Genomic DNA, 15,917 nt, shown 5'->3' with positions numbered 1-15,917 from the left:
GTAATGATAGATACAAAATTCAAATGTTTGACTTAGCTATTACCTGTTTATGCAACGCCAGTGAGGAAATTATAAAATTTAAGTGCTGTGGATAAATGGACTTCTGAATCAGCCACGTCCAGCTCCAGCGCCTAGCACCTAGTGGACTTCTCTCTCCGTGTCTACGATAAGTCAACATCGAATCGCTTACGCTCTTCGTGTATCCTTTATCTCAAGGAAAAGGAAGATCGACTAAGACCGCCGCTTTGCGCGGCAACGTCGACCCACCCGCGATGCGCGGGCGCAGTCCTACGGCGCTGAACAGGCGCTTGCGCTTTTGTTCCTGCTTAGGAAACAGAAAACCTAAATACGCATTTATAAGAATTCACTTATTGTATGTCACGTTTTCTAATGTTATTCACTAACTGTTTCTTTTTTGATTCTGCCACTGTCTAAAAGCCAATTATGTTGAAATATTTCCGTCACTGCTAGTATAGCAGCAGCTAAAATGGATCCAAAGAAAGTTATTTCGGTATCTGCAAATAACATTGCTCCAAAGTAAACTATTAACGTTGTAGCAACAAAATCCATAAATACACTTAGCCAATTCGTTTCTTCTCGCAACAAGATTCTCTCCATAAAATATCCTACAAAAGCTAATACAACCCCGAGTATAATTGGCTGATACCAGTATCCAAACTCTACATTCGGAAAAACCCATGCAGCCAAAAATAAACCAATTGGACATATAAGTAACTTTACAACTAACCCAGTCATAATTATCCCACCTTTACGTGTAATTAAGGTTAGTATTAATAGTAAAGGCGGGATTTATTCAGTTCTGTCAAAATAACATTTAGTTAACTCTTCTTGCGCCTAAATATCTTTGTTCCCAATATGAAGTACTTAATTCACTTATCTCCACACCTCTTGATTCTCCAGCGTGAATAAATTTTCCATCACCAATATAGATTCCCATATGTGATGGTCCAGGCTTATACGTTTCAAAAAAGACCAAATCTCCAACAGAAGGGCTATTAATATGTTGGGTGAAGTTCCATACATCACTAACAGTACGAGGCAATACAATGTTTTCCATTTTAAAAATGTATTGGATAAAACCACTACAATCGAATCCTCTAGTTGATTCACCACCCCAAACATATGGTGTACCAATTTGAGCATGTGCCGCATCAATTGCATTTGAATAATTAGTACTTGTAACTTCAACTTTTTTTAACTCTTGTGTTTCCTCTTTTGATTCCTTTTTTACCTTTTGTTCTAACTTCTGTTCTTCATTCTCGTCTTTCTCATATAGCGCAGTCAATGACGATTCTGTTACTTGATCAGATTCATCTATTAATTTTAACCCATGTTCTTTTTCAGCAATTTCTAATGCTTTTTTAGTGAGAGGACCATATATTCCGTCCAGCTCTCCTTCGTAATAACCGAAGTATTGTAATGCATGTTGTGCTATTTTTACATCTTCACTTTTCATCCCTGGATAAATAGACTCAGACATTTCATCTATTTGTTCCATGTACTTTTTCTTTTCTTTATTGATTAGTGTAGTTAATGTTATCATATCTGCTTGGCCGCTGATTTTTATATTATTGTCAGCCTGAAACTTCTTTAAAGCATGTTCAGTTAAAACCGTGAAATCTCCATGAATCTCGTCGTCGTAGTAGGATAATTTGTTTAATTTGTGTTGTAGAACACGAACAGATTCACCGTGCTGTCCATACTCTAACTGTTCTGCTTCTAACAGCTGCTTATTTTGAAGGACAGGATATGCATCAACATAAACAGAAAACGGTTGACTTAACACGTAACTATACAGAATAGATTGTTTAACCACATGTTCTACAGTACCATTTAGCATACAAATATCCCCTTTCTTGGCAGTTAAGTAAGTAAGTATAAATACCTTCTTACTGCATAAGGTGCAACTAGAGCTTATCAATAATAGAGGTCGGCGATAAGCAAGTTTTCTAGTGTGACTCTCCTTAACAGATTTATGTCGATTTAGCGTTGATTATGCCCCAGCAAGTTTACGTTTGTGTTACAATAAATTAAATTATAATGTTGTAAAATCATAACTATATTATGATTGATATATGGAGGGTTAAAAATGTTGAAAGGTGAACAAGCATATTTGGATTTGTGCAAACATGTTCTGGAAAACGGAACTAAAAAGGAAGATCGAACAAATACTGGTACATATTCAATTTTCGGACATCAAATACGTTTTGATTTAAGTGAAGGATTCCCGCTTCTAACAACAAAAAAAGTTCCATTTCGTTTAATTTCCAGTGAATTGTTATGGTTTATTAAAGGGGATACAAATATTCGTTATTTACTGCAAAATAACAATAACATTTGGAATGAATGGGCATTTAAAAAGTGGATAGAGAGCAATGATTACGACGGACCTGATATGACTGACTTCGGAAACCGCAGTCAGCAGGATCCTCAATTCAATATTATTTATCAGGAACAAATGAAGAACTTTAAAGAAAAGGTACTTTATAATGATGACTTTGCAAATAAATTTGGTGATTTAGGTTCTGTGTATGGGAAACAATGGCGTGATTGGAAAACATCCCAAAACGAAACCATTGATCAATTAAAGGAAGTTATTGAATCTATCCGCAACAAACCGGACTCAAGAAGACACATTGTATCGGCCTGGAATCCTGAAGATGTTCCGAATATGGCCTTGCCGCCATGTCACACACTATTTCAATTTTACGTAGCTGATGGTAAGCTTTCATGTCAGCTTTATCAGCGTAGCGCAGATATATTTTTGGGTGTACCATTCAACATTGCAAGTTATGCGTTATTAACCTACTTAATTGCCCATGAATGTGACCTTGAAGTAGGTGAGTTTGTCCATACACTAGGTGATGCACATATTTATGCAAACCATGTAGAACAAATAAAAACGCAGCTTGGTCGTGATTTAAGACCATTACCAAAACTTAAGATTAATCAGGAGAAAAATTTGATTTTCGATTTTGAATTATCCGATTTTGAATTAACTGATTATAATCCACATCCTGCAATTAAAGCACCTATCGCAGTCTAGAATTTAAAGGGGGCAAATAGTATATGATATCATTACTCGTAGCTATGGATAGCAATCAAACGATTGGCGCAGAAAACGATTTACCATGGCGATTGCCAAATGATTTGAAGTTTTTTAAGGAAAAGTCCACTGGAAACACAATTATTATGGGGCGAAAAACATATGAATCAATGGGCAGACCATTACCAAATCGAAAAAATGTGGTGATTACACGGCAACAAATTGATTTTCCAGATGAAGTTGATGTAATCGATAATGTAGACATGATACGGGAATGGAATAAAGAGAACCCAGAGCAAGAATTTTTCGTTATTGGGGGAGGCATAATCTTTGACCAGATAATGCCATATGCAGACCGGATGTATATTACCTGGATTGAAGAGACGTTCAAAGGGGATACATATTTCCCAGAATTCTCACAGGAAGATTGGAATTTAACATCTAAAGTAAAAGGGGAGAAAAACGAGAAAAACCCTTATGATTATTATTTTCTGCAATATGATCGTAAACGATAGGTAGTGTTGTTTATGAATATTTCTGGAGTTGTACTTTCAGGTGGAAAATCGTCCCGAATGGGAACAAATAAATCTCTCTTAACATTGGAAGGTAAACCAGTCATTGAACATATTACAAATGAACTTCAATTAGTAAGTCACACTGTTTCCGTCATCTCTAACAATCCGTCATCTTTTGATTTTCTTAATCTTGATTTGTATGGGGACAGGTATCTGAATTCAGGTCCACTTGCTGGTCTAGAATCAGCAATGTATAACATTGGTGCAGATGTTTATATATTTGCAGCTTGTGATATGCCATTTGTACATAAGGATGTTTTTAATTATTTATTGCAGTCATTAGGAGAATATGATGCCGTTATTCCAATTTATAAAGAAAAAATGCATCCTTTGTCAGGAATTTATACTTGTAATGTCTTACCTAATATACAGCAGCTATTAGCGAATAACCAGCTGAAAGTTAGGGAATTATTTGACCATATAAATGTCAAATATGTCCGAGATTTCGGCCATATTTCAGAACACATTTTGACAAGGCATTTTTTTAATATGAACTATCCAGATCAATATAAAGAGGCAAAACGAGGCTCTCATTAACGAATGCCAATTTGTCTTAAGTTGTTAAACACGAGAAATTCATGTTAAACTGTATATGTTTACATAAACTATGACTATTATGTGTATTTTTCGTTTTTGGATATACGTTATTGTTCAAATACATTATAATATAATCAATCATACAAAGAAGGTGTTACGATGTTATCTAGTATAGGATTTCCAGGACTCATTCTGATTCTGATCATTTCTTTGGTCATCTTTGGGCCTAAAAAATTACCCGAAATTGGTAAAGCAGCAGGTAATACGCTGCGAGAATTTAAAAATTCAACACGTGATTTAACAAGTGATATTTCAGATGAGGTAAAAGAAACAAAAAGTATCGTTAAGGGTGAAGAAAGTAAATAATCTTGCGGAGTGATTATGAATGATTGGAAATATCGGCATTCCTGGATTAATTTTAATTCTTGTGATTGCTTTAATCGTTTTCGGGCCATCAAAATTACCTGAAATCGGAAAAGCTGTTGGCAGTTCTTTAAAGGAATTCAAAAATGCAACAAAAGATATTGTCTCAGATGATGATTCCAGTAAAAATGATAAATCATCAAAAAAATAATTGACTTGTTGAAGGTGTAGGGGAAAGTACCTTACATCTTCTTTTGCGCTTGAGTGCTGGAGGAGTGAAATAATGTCTGAAGAACAGCAATTTGAAAATGAAAAAGAAATGAACCTGGTAGGACATTTATCAGAATTAAGAAACAGGCTTATTGTTACCGCAGTTTTTTTCATTATTTTATTTGTTATCGGATTTATGTATGTTGAGAAAATGTATGATTTCTTTACAAAAAGCCTGGATTTCACCTTAAACATTACAGGGATGACCGATATTGTATCGGTTTATATTACACTCGCAGGTTTGGTGGCTATCATTGGTACATTGCCCTTGCTCTGTTTACAAATTTGGCTGTTTATTAAACCAGGTTTAACTAAAACTGAACAAAGGGCATCATTATTATACATACCAGCTATCTTCCTATTGTTTATAGGCGGTTTAACTTTTGGCTATGTTATTTTCGTTAATTTAATTGTACCTTTTTTATTATCCCTCAATAATGGTATGTTTAATGAAATATTTACGTACGATAGATATTTCAAACTATTATTTCGCATAGTCATACCTTTTGCGCTTTTATTTGAAATCCCAATTTTATCAATGTTCCTTACAAGTTTAGGGATTCTTACGCCTGATTTTATGCGTAAAACCAGAAAATACGCTTATCTTATCCTTGTAATAGTAGGAGCAATCATTACCCCGCCAGACTTTGTTTTACAAATCGTAGTGGCGATACCTTTAATCGTATTATATGAAATCAGTATTTATTTATCTGGAATTGTTTATCGAAAAAAAATTAAAAAGCATCAGGAGTTTATGGAGAATAATGAGGTGTAAACTATGCGATCTTTCTATCATTATATGATGACATATCGGGGGAAGAAAAAAGCTGACGATGAGAGTAAGCTTGCTGATTGGATTTTTTACGATCATGATTTTCCAAAGCATTCAACAGATTATGATGAGATCAGCAATTATTTGGAATGGAACAGCCCCTTTGCCAATGCTCTAGCTGTGTTCGATCAACTATGGGATATATATACAACAAAAAATATTGATTAGGCTGGGATATAGCTAAAACTTCCAATTTAAAGTCGAATAATAACGGATAAGATGTTTAGAAGGTTTATTTTCAATAGTTGGATCTAATACGTAGTTGATATATACTACGAACTAGTGGTTGTGTGCAGTAACACCGCTACGGAAATACACTTCGCGCACCTAGGGCGGCTGTTGAGCCCTCTTCGTGCTGACGCACTCAGATGTCTCATCTAGGCCTATCCTCCCCCAGGAGTCTACGTGTATTTCCTGCGCTAAGGTTTGCTCATTATATGATAAAATAACAAACTATACATTGTGATGGATAAAGAGTAAAAATTTTTAAACCATTTAAACTAGCAGCTGGAATATGCGAGACTCCTATGGGAAGAACAAGCTAGGCGAGACCCCGCAGGTGAGGTACAAACTGAGGAGGCTCGGCACTTGCCCACGGTAAGCGAGTATATTCCAGCTGCGTGGTTAGAGAAACTTACAAATTCACTACTTCGTAATTTATATCTAATCAGCAACAAAATAAATCCGAACTAATTCGAATTCTATTTCGAGAATTTTGAATCATAGTTCGGATTTTACGTTGATAAAACACTTTTGTCTCGGCCACCTCTTATCTAATCGTAATGGATAATATATCATTAAATGCTATCGTTACCTGAGTAGAATCAGTTAATTGTAGTATTATATTATTTGTTTGGCTGTCTAATTTAATGATTACTCCAATATGGTCGAAGACTGTTCCATCTGAATATATGGATACTGAAACCGTTGACCCGTATTCAAAAGCTTCCAGTATTTGAGCGTTAAGCACCTCTATTTCTTGTGAATCCAGTACAGGTTTTGTCATTCGGTAATCATCCTGCCACATATCCTGAAGCAGTTTAACGTGTTCTGGAAGCATCAGTGAAGCCCACTTAATCGTACCGCGATCGTTTGACATTGTAATCACCTCATACTTATTATATGCAAACGTATGTTCTTATTCAACTAAAAGTATCTGATTAGTGATAAACTTATGATACGAGGGGGAAGGAAAATGAAAATACTACATACAGCGGACTGGCATCTAGGAAAGATTGTAAATAGTGTTCACATGACAGAGGAACAGGGTTACGTACTCCAGCAATTAGTGGATATTATCGATACAGAAAAACCGGATATCATAATAATTGCCGGTGATCTATATGATCGTGCAGTACCACCGAAAGAAGCTGTTGAACTATTAAATAGAACCCTAACCAAAATTATTCAGGATTTTAAAATACCAATCCTTGCAATAGCCGGAAATCATGACAGTCCAGATCGTCTTGAATTCGGAAATCAGTTATTCCGTTCACAGCAACTATATATTGAATCCAAATTAACCAGTGCACTAGAACCTGTTGTTATCCATGATATATCGGGTCCAGTAAATTTTCATTTAATCCCGTATTTAGAACCAGCAGAAGTTCGGGCCATTTTTGACGATGAGGACATCTATTCACACCAATCAGCAATGGAAGCAATTGTAAACAGGATCGAACACGAAAATGATATGAATGAAAGACACGTCTTTATTGGACACGCATTTTTAGCCGGGGGAATGGAGTCGGAATCGGAAGAACGATTGTCAATGGTTGGTGGAAGCCCTTATATCGACACAACGTTATTTCAAAATTTTTCATATGTAGCTTTAGGACATTTACATCAGGCACAACGTGTAATGAACGAAACGATCAGGTATAGTGGATCCATTTTAAAGTATTCATTTTCTGAAGCTAAACATAAAAAGTCAATAACAATGGTTGACCTTGATAAAAATGGCGAAGTTCACCTATCACTTATTCCACTTATCCCAAAACACGACATGAATGTTGTAGAAGGATATTTTGAGCAACTTATTAATGACCCAATCGAAAAAAATGATGATTATTTACATATTCGTTTATTGGACGATGGTCAAATTGTTGATCCGATGAATAAATTACGAAAAGTATATCCTAATATACTGCGACTTGAACGGGTTATGCGGACATCGAAAAATGGTCTTCTTGATTTGGAGCAAATCCGAAAAAAACAAACACAATCACATACAGAGTTGTTTGCCTCTTTTTACGAAGAGATTAAGGGAGAATCAATATCTGAAGAAAGTAAACAGAAAGTAGAAAAGATTGTAACATCATTATTGGAAAAAGAAAGAAGGGAATAACTTGCGTGCGATATCACTAAGTCTTACTGCATTTGGACCATATTGGAAGAAACAAGTGATTGACTTTAATGAATTGGGCGGAGAATCAGTATTTTTAATTACTGGCCCAACCGGAGCAGGTAAAACAACAATATTTGATGCAATTTGTTTTGCGCTTTATGGGCGTGCCAGTGGTTCTGACCGTGATCAGGATACACTTAGAAGTCACTTCGCAAGTATTGATGAACCGACAGAAGTAAAGTTTCGGTTTATTCTAAATCAAAAAGAATATGAGGTTATTCGTAATCCAAAACAGTCCAAGAAAAAGGAACGTGGTGAAGGATACACTGACGAACCTGCAAAAGCAGTTCTATACGAAATTGTAAATGATGAAAAGCAGCTAATCAGCTCTCGGGTTAAAGAAGTAAGTGAGTCACTGGAAGAAAAGCTGGGCTTTGATTACGAACAGTTCCGGAAAATGATTCTAATACCACAAGGTGAATTTCGAAAATTGATATCAGAAAATAGTAAAGAACGTGAAGTCATTTTACAGAAAATCTTTCATACATATTTTTATGAACAGATTACCGAAGAGTTAAAGGAACAATCAAAAGGCTTAAAAGATAAAATTAATAACCTGGACCAATTAATTCAACAAGAAGTAGCGAAAATTGAATGGACTGCAATTGAACTTGATGAAACTGACAATATTGACCATGTAATGCAAAAATTAGTACAGGAAATAGAATCTCTTAAAGAGCAGCAGGTTGAAAGTGAAAAATTGAAAATTTCGAAGACCCAAGAACTGAAAGGTGCCCAAAATAACCTGCATAAAGGGAAATCACTTGAAGAGAAGTACCTCGAAGCGGAGTTTCTTAATAAGGAAAAAAAAGACCTGAACCAACAAGCAGACATAATAGAACAAAAGAAAAAGGAATTAAAGCAAGCAAAAAATGCCCAAAAAATCCAGCCTTTCGAAGAACAAAGTTATGCACGTAGAAAAGAATGGCAGGAACAGCAGACCCAATTGAATAAGCAACAAGAAAAGGTAATAAAACTGGAAGAAGAGTATGAAACGATTTCCGCTAAATATAATGAAGAAGCAGAAAAGGAAAGTGATCGTGAACAACTTAAAGAAACAATCGCAAAAGCCAGTGAACAGCTGAAGCAAATAGGGATTTATCAAGAAGAGGAAAATAATGCAAGGAAAATAAGAAAAACCCATGAAAACTTGAAAACAGAACTCGATAAACTAAAGGAAAAAATAACTATACGTGATAATAAAATAGAAGAAATTGAAAACAAATTAAGTGATGATCAAGAAATAACAAGAGCTTATTATTCGAAAAGTACTGAAGTAGAAAAAGCACATCAAATGGTGCGTAAAATCTCCGAATTAGCCAAAGAAAACAAACGTTTACAGGAATTACGAGCAGATTTTAAATCAGTTCATTCCAAATATTATGACATGCAGAAAGAAATAGAACGATTACGGACAAACTATAATGAATTGGAAGCTAAGCAAAGAGAACATTATGCAGCATTAATGGCCAAACAATTACATGATAATTCACCTTGTCCAGTGTGTGGGTCACTTGATCACCCTCATAAGGCTGAAGCACATGAGGAAATAGTACTTATCGATGAACTAGATCAACTTCAGGAAAAACTGCAGCAAAAAGAAAAAGAGTTTGCTGCATTCCAAACAACATACACGGATTCTAAATCTAAAGGTCAGAGTCAAAGAGCAACTGTCAATAAACTATATGAAGAACTAACTGAAGAATTACAAAGTATAGAGCTAGGTGAAATTAATAACAAATTAAATATATGGAATGAAAAAGTTAAAACATTAACCCTTGAACAAAATCAATTACAGAAGAATTTGGAAGAAAAACAGATGTTTAAGACGGAACAAATGGCATTAAAACAGGAAAATAAAGAATTTAAACAAACGTTTGATCAATTAACTGAAAATTTCCAGAAAACCAGTTCGTCTTTAGCAAAAATTGAAGCACGTTTAGATGAAATAGCGAAACATTTGCCACCGGAAATAGAAGATTTTAAGAGCTTTCAAAAAAAGATTTCACACTATGAAGAAACTTATCAGGCATGGTTAACGAAATGGGAAACAACTAAAGAAAAGTATCAGCAAACACAGGAATCGTTACAGAAGGAAAAGACAATCCTTGAACAGCAAAAAGAGTTTGAGAGAAATACGAAGAATAATTATGACATCCAATATAATCTTTTTGCAGAATCAATTGAAGAAAACGGATTTAAAACAATTGAAGACTATGAAAAAAGTAAATTATCACCTGGTTACCAGGAAGAAATTGAGCAAAACATTAAAACATATGAAAATAAAACGGAGCAGATTACCTATCGATTAAAAGAATTAGAAAACCAATTAAAAGAAACTACTCGGCCTAACCTGAACATGTTAGAAGAAATAGCAGATAAAAAACAAACTGAACTGCAATCTATTTATGATAGCCTAAACACACTAGATACTAGAATCAAATACAACCATCAAATAAAAACAACTATAAAAGAGAAAAGTAACATTCAGAAAAAGCTATCCGAAGAATATTACGAAATTGGAGAACTAGCTGAATTAGCATATGGTAATAATCAATTAAGGCTTTCTTTTGAACGGTATGTACTGGCATCCTTTTTAGATGAAATTTTACTACAATCAAATGTACGATTGGATAGAATGACAGAACACCGCTACCAGCTTATACGCAGTGGACAAGTTGCTAAGCGTGGAGCACAAAGTGGTTTAGACTTGGAAGTACTAGATCATCATACGGGAAGACAACGTTCCGTCAAAACATTATCTGGAGGTGAAGGCTTCAAAGCCGCACTATGTTTAGCGCTTGGACTTGCTGATGTTGTCCAGGCTCATGCAGGAGGAGTGCAACTGGATACACTATTTATAGATGAAGGGTTTGGTACGTTAGATGATGTTTCATTACAGCAGGCAATTGACTGTCTAAAAGACTTACAGGATAGCAATCGTTTACTAGGGATTATCTCGCACGTACCTCACTTGAAAAGTGAAATCCATGCAAAACTTCAAATAACTTCATCAAATCAGGGTTCTGAGCTAGAATTTTCTTTTGGATAGAACAGAAAAGGCAATGACGGAATTCGTATTTATTCGTCAAAAATCGCAGTATATATGTAATATTATGTAGTAACATGCGGTTACCCGGGAAATAATAATGTTAGATGACTGATATTTCATGAAATCGTCATAAGTATAGTACCTTTATCATCCTCTTATCGCTTATACTTATAATATAAGGATAAGAAAGAAGGGGATAATATGTTTACGGCAATTGTATTTGGTATTATTCTAACAGGAACAATTGGATTTATTATTGCAGCAGAAGTAGCAGAATAACCAGATTCAAAGCCCTTACATAAAATTTGTAAGGGCTTTTTAATATAATTAATGATGATTGCCTACACTCTTTAGGATTTATTACGTACAATAATCTAGAAAATTGTTTTGAAGGGGAGGATAACATGGTATGGCCTATACAACCGCAAAATCCTAGTAATCATATCTTACAAAATCGCGGAGGGTTCCAGGGAGTTCCACAAGAACCGCACTTGCAAAACTTGATGCATCGTTTCTTACCACCACAATATGCCCAAAATTTATTATCTCCAAATAGAATTGGAGGACTTACACAAACACTGAACAATATACAGAAAGTATTAAAGGTTGTTCAATCTACAGCCCCAATTGTACAACAATATGCTCCAATTGCTAAAAACCTTCCAACGATGTTTAAATTAATGAAAGCACTTAATGAAGATGATGATACGGAAAGCCAGGGTGAGAGCGAGGAACAAACGAGGAGAATAGAATCTAGTAATGACCATAATAGATCGAAAACGAACCAAAATACTTCCAAAAGAGATGTTGGTCAATCGACACCAAAGTTATATATTTAACTATACAAGGCACACAACTTGATTTTTTCTTTTAAAAGCGAAAAAATAGGGTTAAGATAACTTTGTACGCAATGGAGGTATAAATAATGACTAATCAAAATGAACTAGCAACATTCGCGGGAGGATGTTTTTGGTGTATGGTGGAACCATTTGATCAACGCCCGGGTATTATCAATGTAGTATCAGGCTATACAGGTGGCGATACCGAGAACCCCACATATGAACAAGTATGCTCCAACACGACAGGACATGTGGAAGCAGTACAAATTACATTTAATCCTGGTATAATGTCATACGAACAACTCGTTAATATTTTCTGGCAGCAGATAGATCCAACCGATGCAGGTGGCCAGTTTAATGATAGAGGGGAATCTTATCAGACAGCTATTTTTTATCATAATAAGCAACAAAAGCAAATCGCAGAACAATCAAAACAAAAACTAGATCAAAGTGGAAAGTTTTCAAAACCGGTAATTACCCCTATCATACCTGCAAAAACTTTTTATGAGGCAGAAAAAGAACACCAGGATTATTATAAGAGAAACTCGTTTCATTACAAATTATATAAAAAAGGTTCGGGCAGAGAAGATTTCATTAAGAGAAATTGGCAGCAAACACCAGATAAAGAAAAACTAAAAGAGCAATTAAATCCTATTCAATATAGTGTTACTCAGGAAAATGCTACCGAGCGACCTTTTGAAAATGAATATTGGGATAATGAAGAAGAGGGAATTTATGTAGATATAGTATCAGGTGAAGTTTTATTTTCTTCACATGATAAATTTGATGCGGCCTGCGGGTGGCCAAGCTTTACCAAACCAGTTGATCCACATCAATTAAATGAAGAAACAGACACATCTCATGGAATGATTCGTACAGAAGTTAGAAGTAAAAATGCTGATTCACATTTAGGGCATCTCTTTGACGATGGTCCAAAAGATAAAGGTGGAATGCGTTATTGCATGAACTCAGCTGCCATGCGTTTTATACCAAAAGAGGAAATGCAAGACAAAGGATACAGCAACTATCTATATCTATTTAAGTAGATCAACGATAATTTGATTATGTTAACCAATTACACAAGGAGAGATAGACATGATTCATTTAAATTGGGAAGAACGCGATACAAAGAAAATAGTCGAGTGCGTTCATTCAGACGCCCAAAAATTTATTGTTCATAATAAATTAACTCCCGGGAAACATTATGATGTAAAGAATGAAACGGAAGAATTTTATTTTATTATGGATAACAGCAATCGGATTGGCGGTTTTTACAAAAATTATTTTAAAGAACTAAAATAACAGGTTTCGACCTGTTATTTTCTGTAGGATCAAAAAATATTATATTTTCTATTTTAATCTATTAATGCTATAATTAATTTATTATTTAGAAATATCTTGAACTTCCATTATAATTCTTCTATAGAAGGGATTGAATCATTTTGACAAATTTATATTTAATTCGCCATTGTACTGCGGACGGGCAACATTTAGATTCACCACTGACAAATGAAGGAATAAGGCAGGCACAATTGCTTTCGGATTTTTTTACAGAACAAAATATAAATATAGACAAAATTATTTCAAGTCCTTACTTGAGGGCAATTGAAAGTATAAAGCCCTACGCCGAACTAAATAATATAGAAGTTAAGGTAGATGATCGATTAAAAGAACGTATTTTAAGTGAGGACCCGATTGATGATTGGATCGAAGTATTAGAACAGTCATTTACAGATTTAGACTTCAATTTGCCAGGTGGAGAATCAAGTAATGATACAGTAAATCGAGCTAAATTAGTAATTGAAAGTGTCCAGTCGGATAAAGATGCAACAAATGTCATTCTAGTAAGCCATGGAAATCTGATTGCTTTATTACTGAAACAATATGACGCAAGTTTTGGTTTTGAGAGATGGAAAAGCCTTCGAAATCCTGACGTTTACCTAATTAATATTGAGGACAATAACCACTCAATAGAGTGCATATGGGCTGATTAGATTAGTCCTTATGCTATAAATATAAATTAGCTACCATAATACCAAGGCTTTCTTGATATATTTCCTCAAATTGAGTGAACGGCAACGGGTTAACGCCACTGCCTAATTCTATTGTAAATCCTGGACGTCTAAAGTCCTGAATGAACCAATCTTTAAAACCTGCATAACTATCTATATATCGTATTGGCTGATAGCCGCTAACACGAGCGTACTCATTAACGATATCCCTAGAAACTGCTGGTTCAAGCCCTTCGAATCCCCAATATATTACTTCTCCTTGCGTATGAAATGCATTAACACGCAAAAAATTTCGTTCTCTTGCTAGATTTGCCATTGCAATAGCTTCTGGCTCAGATAATGGGTAAGGCCCAGGATAATCACGTGGTTGTGGTGAATCTGGTTTACGTGCTGCTTCTACTTCCCAAAGTGCTGGATATTGATTATTTAAATCTACTCCTGATATATTTGCCTTCCAATTTGAAAAATCCTCATTCTGATTGTTAATTTCCAGAACATCCTGTTTAAACTCTCCCGCAGCTTCAGCACCTTCCAGAACCAAATTAACACCATCTGGATTTACCATTGGAACAATTGATAGAAATGATTCATTATATAATGGCAGCATATTTACACCACGAATAGCCTTTTTATTTGTAAGTGAAAGAACATAGTCATTTACAAACCGCATAATTGCAGATGTTGTTATCCATTCATTAGCATGAAAAGATCCATCTATATGAACTTGTTTACTACCATTTCCAATCTGCAACTCCACTAAATCTTTACCCACTACAGATTTACCAATTATTTGTCTTGAGATAAACGGATAAACTGATAATAGGTTATTAATATCGCTCACCATTTTTTCAAATGTATAATTGTCAAAATCAGATATAAGCAAACCATTTACACGCTGTGGAATTACAATCGTTTGCCCAATCTGAAGGTTCGTTGCATCAATTGACTGGTTCATTAATAAAAGCATATCTACTGGAATATTATTCTCAATTGCAATTTTCCACAAAGAATCTGTTCCATTTATTTGGTAATTATTTAATGTATACCCTGGTAATTTAATACTTTGTCCCACTAGTAATTGATTTGCATTGAGTTGTGGATTTGATTGTTCTATTAATATGAGTGGAATATCGAATAATTGGCTATAATACCAAAACGAATCGTTTGGTCGGATGATTACTTCCATGTACATTCGCTCCTCATTTATCGAATAATAAATAATATGTATAAAAGCCTAACTATGTGTGTAATTAGCTTGAAAGAATAAGAAAGTTTATGTAGTATTATTGTATAAATAAATATTTGGCCTTAATTTTGAGGAGGAGATTTACTTGGCATTTATTATTACATCACCTTGTAAAGATGAGAAATCAGGCGAATGTGTCGAAGTTTGTCCTGTTGATTGTATAGAAGAAGGAAAAGATATGTTCTTCATTGATCCGGATATATGTATTGATTGTGGAGCTTGTGAAGCAGTTTGCCCAGTGGAAGCTATTTATATGGAAGATGAAGTTCCTGAAGAAGAAAATGAATACATTGCTTTAAATCGTAAATTCTATGAAGATCAACAATAAAGTAACAGCCGCTACTCATAAGAGGGCGGCTTTTATTTTATCGAAAAATTATTATACCCCTTATGCTCCTCTATCTTCTCCACTTTTATATCATCAACACGAATGAACTGATTAAACCCATCTTCCAGCTCACTTAAAAATGAAATTACGCTTGTTTCCCTACCTTCAGCCTCCAATTCAACAGTACCATTAGATTGATTTTGGACCCATCCAGCTAAACCATGTTCTTTAGCATTTTGCTGAGTAGTATACCTGAAACCAACTCCCTGTACTCGTCCGCTTACAGTTACATGTACAAGCATGTAATCACTCCCTAGCATAATATTACTTTATTGCATATTTTTAACAATGTGTAACAGCCTAATAGTATATTTCCGCAGAATATGCTA

At 34.8% G+C, this 15,917-nt stretch carries 19 protein-coding genes; 14 read left to right on the top strand and 5 right to left on the bottom strand.

Annotated features, from left to right (window positions below):
• Nucleotides 1-393: 393 nt before the first annotated feature.
• Nucleotides 394-756, bottom strand: coding sequence for a DUF2512 family protein (locus J2Z82_RS18220; protein ID WP_209482226.1), 363 nt, complete (start codon nt 754-756; stop codon nt 394-396).
• A 79-nt stretch (nt 757-835) separates the two neighbouring features.
• The gene (locus tag J2Z82_RS18215) at nt 836-1,861 is read right to left on the bottom strand and encodes a C40 family peptidase (protein ID WP_209482225.1); all 1,026 of its coding nucleotides are present in this window, start codon (nt 1,859-1,861) and stop codon (nt 836-838) included.
• A gap of 249 nt (nt 1,862-2,110) precedes the next feature.
• Between J2Z82_RS18215 and J2Z82_RS18210 the strand changes: the two genes are divergently transcribed.
• From J2Z82_RS18210 to J2Z82_RS18180, 7 genes are all read left to right on the top strand, one after another.
• On the top strand, nt 2,111-3,067 hold the full coding sequence (locus J2Z82_RS18210; RefSeq protein WP_209482224.1) for a thymidylate synthase: 957 nt from the start codon (nt 2,111-2,113) through the stop codon (nt 3,065-3,067).
• A 23-nt stretch (nt 3,068-3,090) separates the two neighbouring features.
• Nucleotides 3,091-3,582 (top strand): dihydrofolate reductase, encoded by a 492-nt coding sequence (locus J2Z82_RS18205; protein ID WP_209482223.1) that lies wholly within the window; start codon nt 3,091-3,093, stop codon nt 3,580-3,582.
• A gap of 12 nt (nt 3,583-3,594) precedes the next feature.
• Nucleotides 3,595-4,179: a molybdenum cofactor guanylyltransferase gene (mobA, locus tag J2Z82_RS18200; protein WP_209482222.1), complete on the top strand. Its 585-nt coding sequence runs from the start codon at nt 3,595-3,597 to the stop codon at nt 4,177-4,179.
• Nucleotides 4,180-4,338: 159 nt separating this feature from the next.
• Nucleotides 4,339-4,545: a twin-arginine translocase TatA/TatE family subunit gene (locus J2Z82_RS18195; RefSeq protein WP_209482221.1), complete on the top strand. Its 207-nt coding sequence runs from the start codon at nt 4,339-4,341 to the stop codon at nt 4,543-4,545.
• Between the two features lie 19 nt (nt 4,546-4,564).
• Nucleotides 4,565-4,753: a twin-arginine translocase TatA/TatE family subunit gene (gene tatA, locus J2Z82_RS18190; protein WP_209482220.1), complete on the top strand. Its 189-nt coding sequence runs from the start codon at nt 4,565-4,567 to the stop codon at nt 4,751-4,753.
• A 72-nt stretch (nt 4,754-4,825) separates the two neighbouring features.
• Nucleotides 4,826-5,587, top strand: a complete 762-nt coding sequence (gene tatC / locus J2Z82_RS18185; RefSeq protein ID WP_209482219.1) for a twin-arginine translocase subunit TatC — start codon at nt 4,826-4,828, stop codon at nt 5,585-5,587.
• Between the two features lie 3 nt (nt 5,588-5,590).
• Nucleotides 5,591-5,812, top strand: coding sequence for a YozE family protein (locus tag J2Z82_RS18180; protein ID WP_209482218.1), 222 nt, complete (start codon nt 5,591-5,593; stop codon nt 5,810-5,812).
• Between the two features lie 601 nt (nt 5,813-6,413).
• Here the strand turns inward: J2Z82_RS18180 and J2Z82_RS18175 are convergent.
• On the bottom strand, nt 6,414-6,743 hold the full coding sequence (locus J2Z82_RS18175) for a YolD-like family protein (protein WP_209482217.1): 330 nt from the start codon (nt 6,741-6,743) through the stop codon (nt 6,414-6,416).
• Between the two features lie 96 nt (nt 6,744-6,839).
• Between J2Z82_RS18175 and J2Z82_RS18170 the strand changes: the two genes are divergently transcribed.
• The 6 genes from J2Z82_RS18170 to J2Z82_RS18145 all read left to right on the top strand — a co-directional run bounded on the left by J2Z82_RS18170 (nt 6,840) and on the right by J2Z82_RS18145 (nt 13,936).
• Nucleotides 6,840-7,991 (top strand): exonuclease SbcCD subunit D, encoded by a 1,152-nt coding sequence (locus J2Z82_RS18170; protein WP_209482216.1) that lies wholly within the window; start codon nt 6,840-6,842, stop codon nt 7,989-7,991.
• Nucleotide 7,992: 1 nt separating this feature from the next.
• The gene (locus J2Z82_RS18165; protein ID WP_209482215.1) at nt 7,993-11,103 is read left to right on the top strand and encodes an AAA family ATPase; all 3,111 of its coding nucleotides are present in this window, start codon (nt 7,993-7,995) and stop codon (nt 11,101-11,103) included.
• A 404-nt stretch (nt 11,104-11,507) separates the two neighbouring features.
• Entirely contained in the window at nt 11,508-11,942 is a 435-nt protein-coding gene (gene vrrA / locus J2Z82_RS18160) for a VrrA/YqfQ family protein (protein ID WP_209482214.1), read from the top strand.
• Nucleotides 11,943-12,028: 86 nt separating this feature from the next.
• A complete protein-coding gene (gene msrB, locus J2Z82_RS18155; RefSeq protein WP_209482213.1) occupies nt 12,029-12,988 on the top strand; it encodes a peptide-methionine (R)-S-oxide reductase MsrB in 960 nt (319 codons plus the stop codon).
• 49 nt (nt 12,989-13,037) lie between these two features.
• The gene (locus J2Z82_RS18150) at nt 13,038-13,244 is read left to right on the top strand and encodes a DUF6501 family protein (protein WP_209482212.1); all 207 of its coding nucleotides are present in this window, start codon (nt 13,038-13,040) and stop codon (nt 13,242-13,244) included.
• A gap of 140 nt (nt 13,245-13,384) precedes the next feature.
• Nucleotides 13,385-13,936, top strand: a complete 552-nt coding sequence (locus J2Z82_RS18145; RefSeq protein ID WP_209482211.1) for a histidine phosphatase family protein — start codon at nt 13,385-13,387, stop codon at nt 13,934-13,936.
• Nucleotides 13,937-13,949: 13 nt separating this feature from the next.
• On the opposite strand, the gene J2Z82_RS18140 is transcribed toward J2Z82_RS18145, so the two are convergent.
• Nucleotides 13,950-15,140: a M14 family metallopeptidase gene (locus J2Z82_RS18140; RefSeq protein WP_209482210.1), complete on the bottom strand. Its 1,191-nt coding sequence runs from the start codon at nt 15,138-15,140 to the stop codon at nt 13,950-13,952.
• Between the two features lie 145 nt (nt 15,141-15,285).
• Here J2Z82_RS18140 and J2Z82_RS18135 point away from each other — a divergent pair, with 145 nt between their 5' ends.
• Nucleotides 15,286-15,528 carry a ferredoxin family protein gene (locus J2Z82_RS18135; RefSeq protein ID WP_092492771.1) on the top strand — a complete coding sequence of 81 codons (243 nt, stop codon included), beginning with the start codon at nt 15,286-15,288 and terminating at the stop codon, nt 15,526-15,528.
• Between the two features lie 32 nt (nt 15,529-15,560).
• Here J2Z82_RS18135 and J2Z82_RS18130 read toward each other — a convergent pair whose 3' ends face one another.
• Nucleotides 15,561-15,830: an acylphosphatase gene (locus J2Z82_RS18130; RefSeq protein WP_209482209.1), complete on the bottom strand. Its 270-nt coding sequence runs from the start codon at nt 15,828-15,830 to the stop codon at nt 15,561-15,563.
• Between the last annotated feature and the right edge of the window lie 87 nt (nt 15,831-15,917).

It is taken from the genome of Virgibacillus litoralis, assembly GCF_017873675.1.
Lineage (GTDB): Bacteria > Bacillota > Bacilli > Bacillales > Amphibacillaceae > Lentibacillus > Lentibacillus litoralis.
Note: the sequence above shows the minus strand (reverse complement) of the source record. Positions and strands in the feature narration are given on the sequence as shown.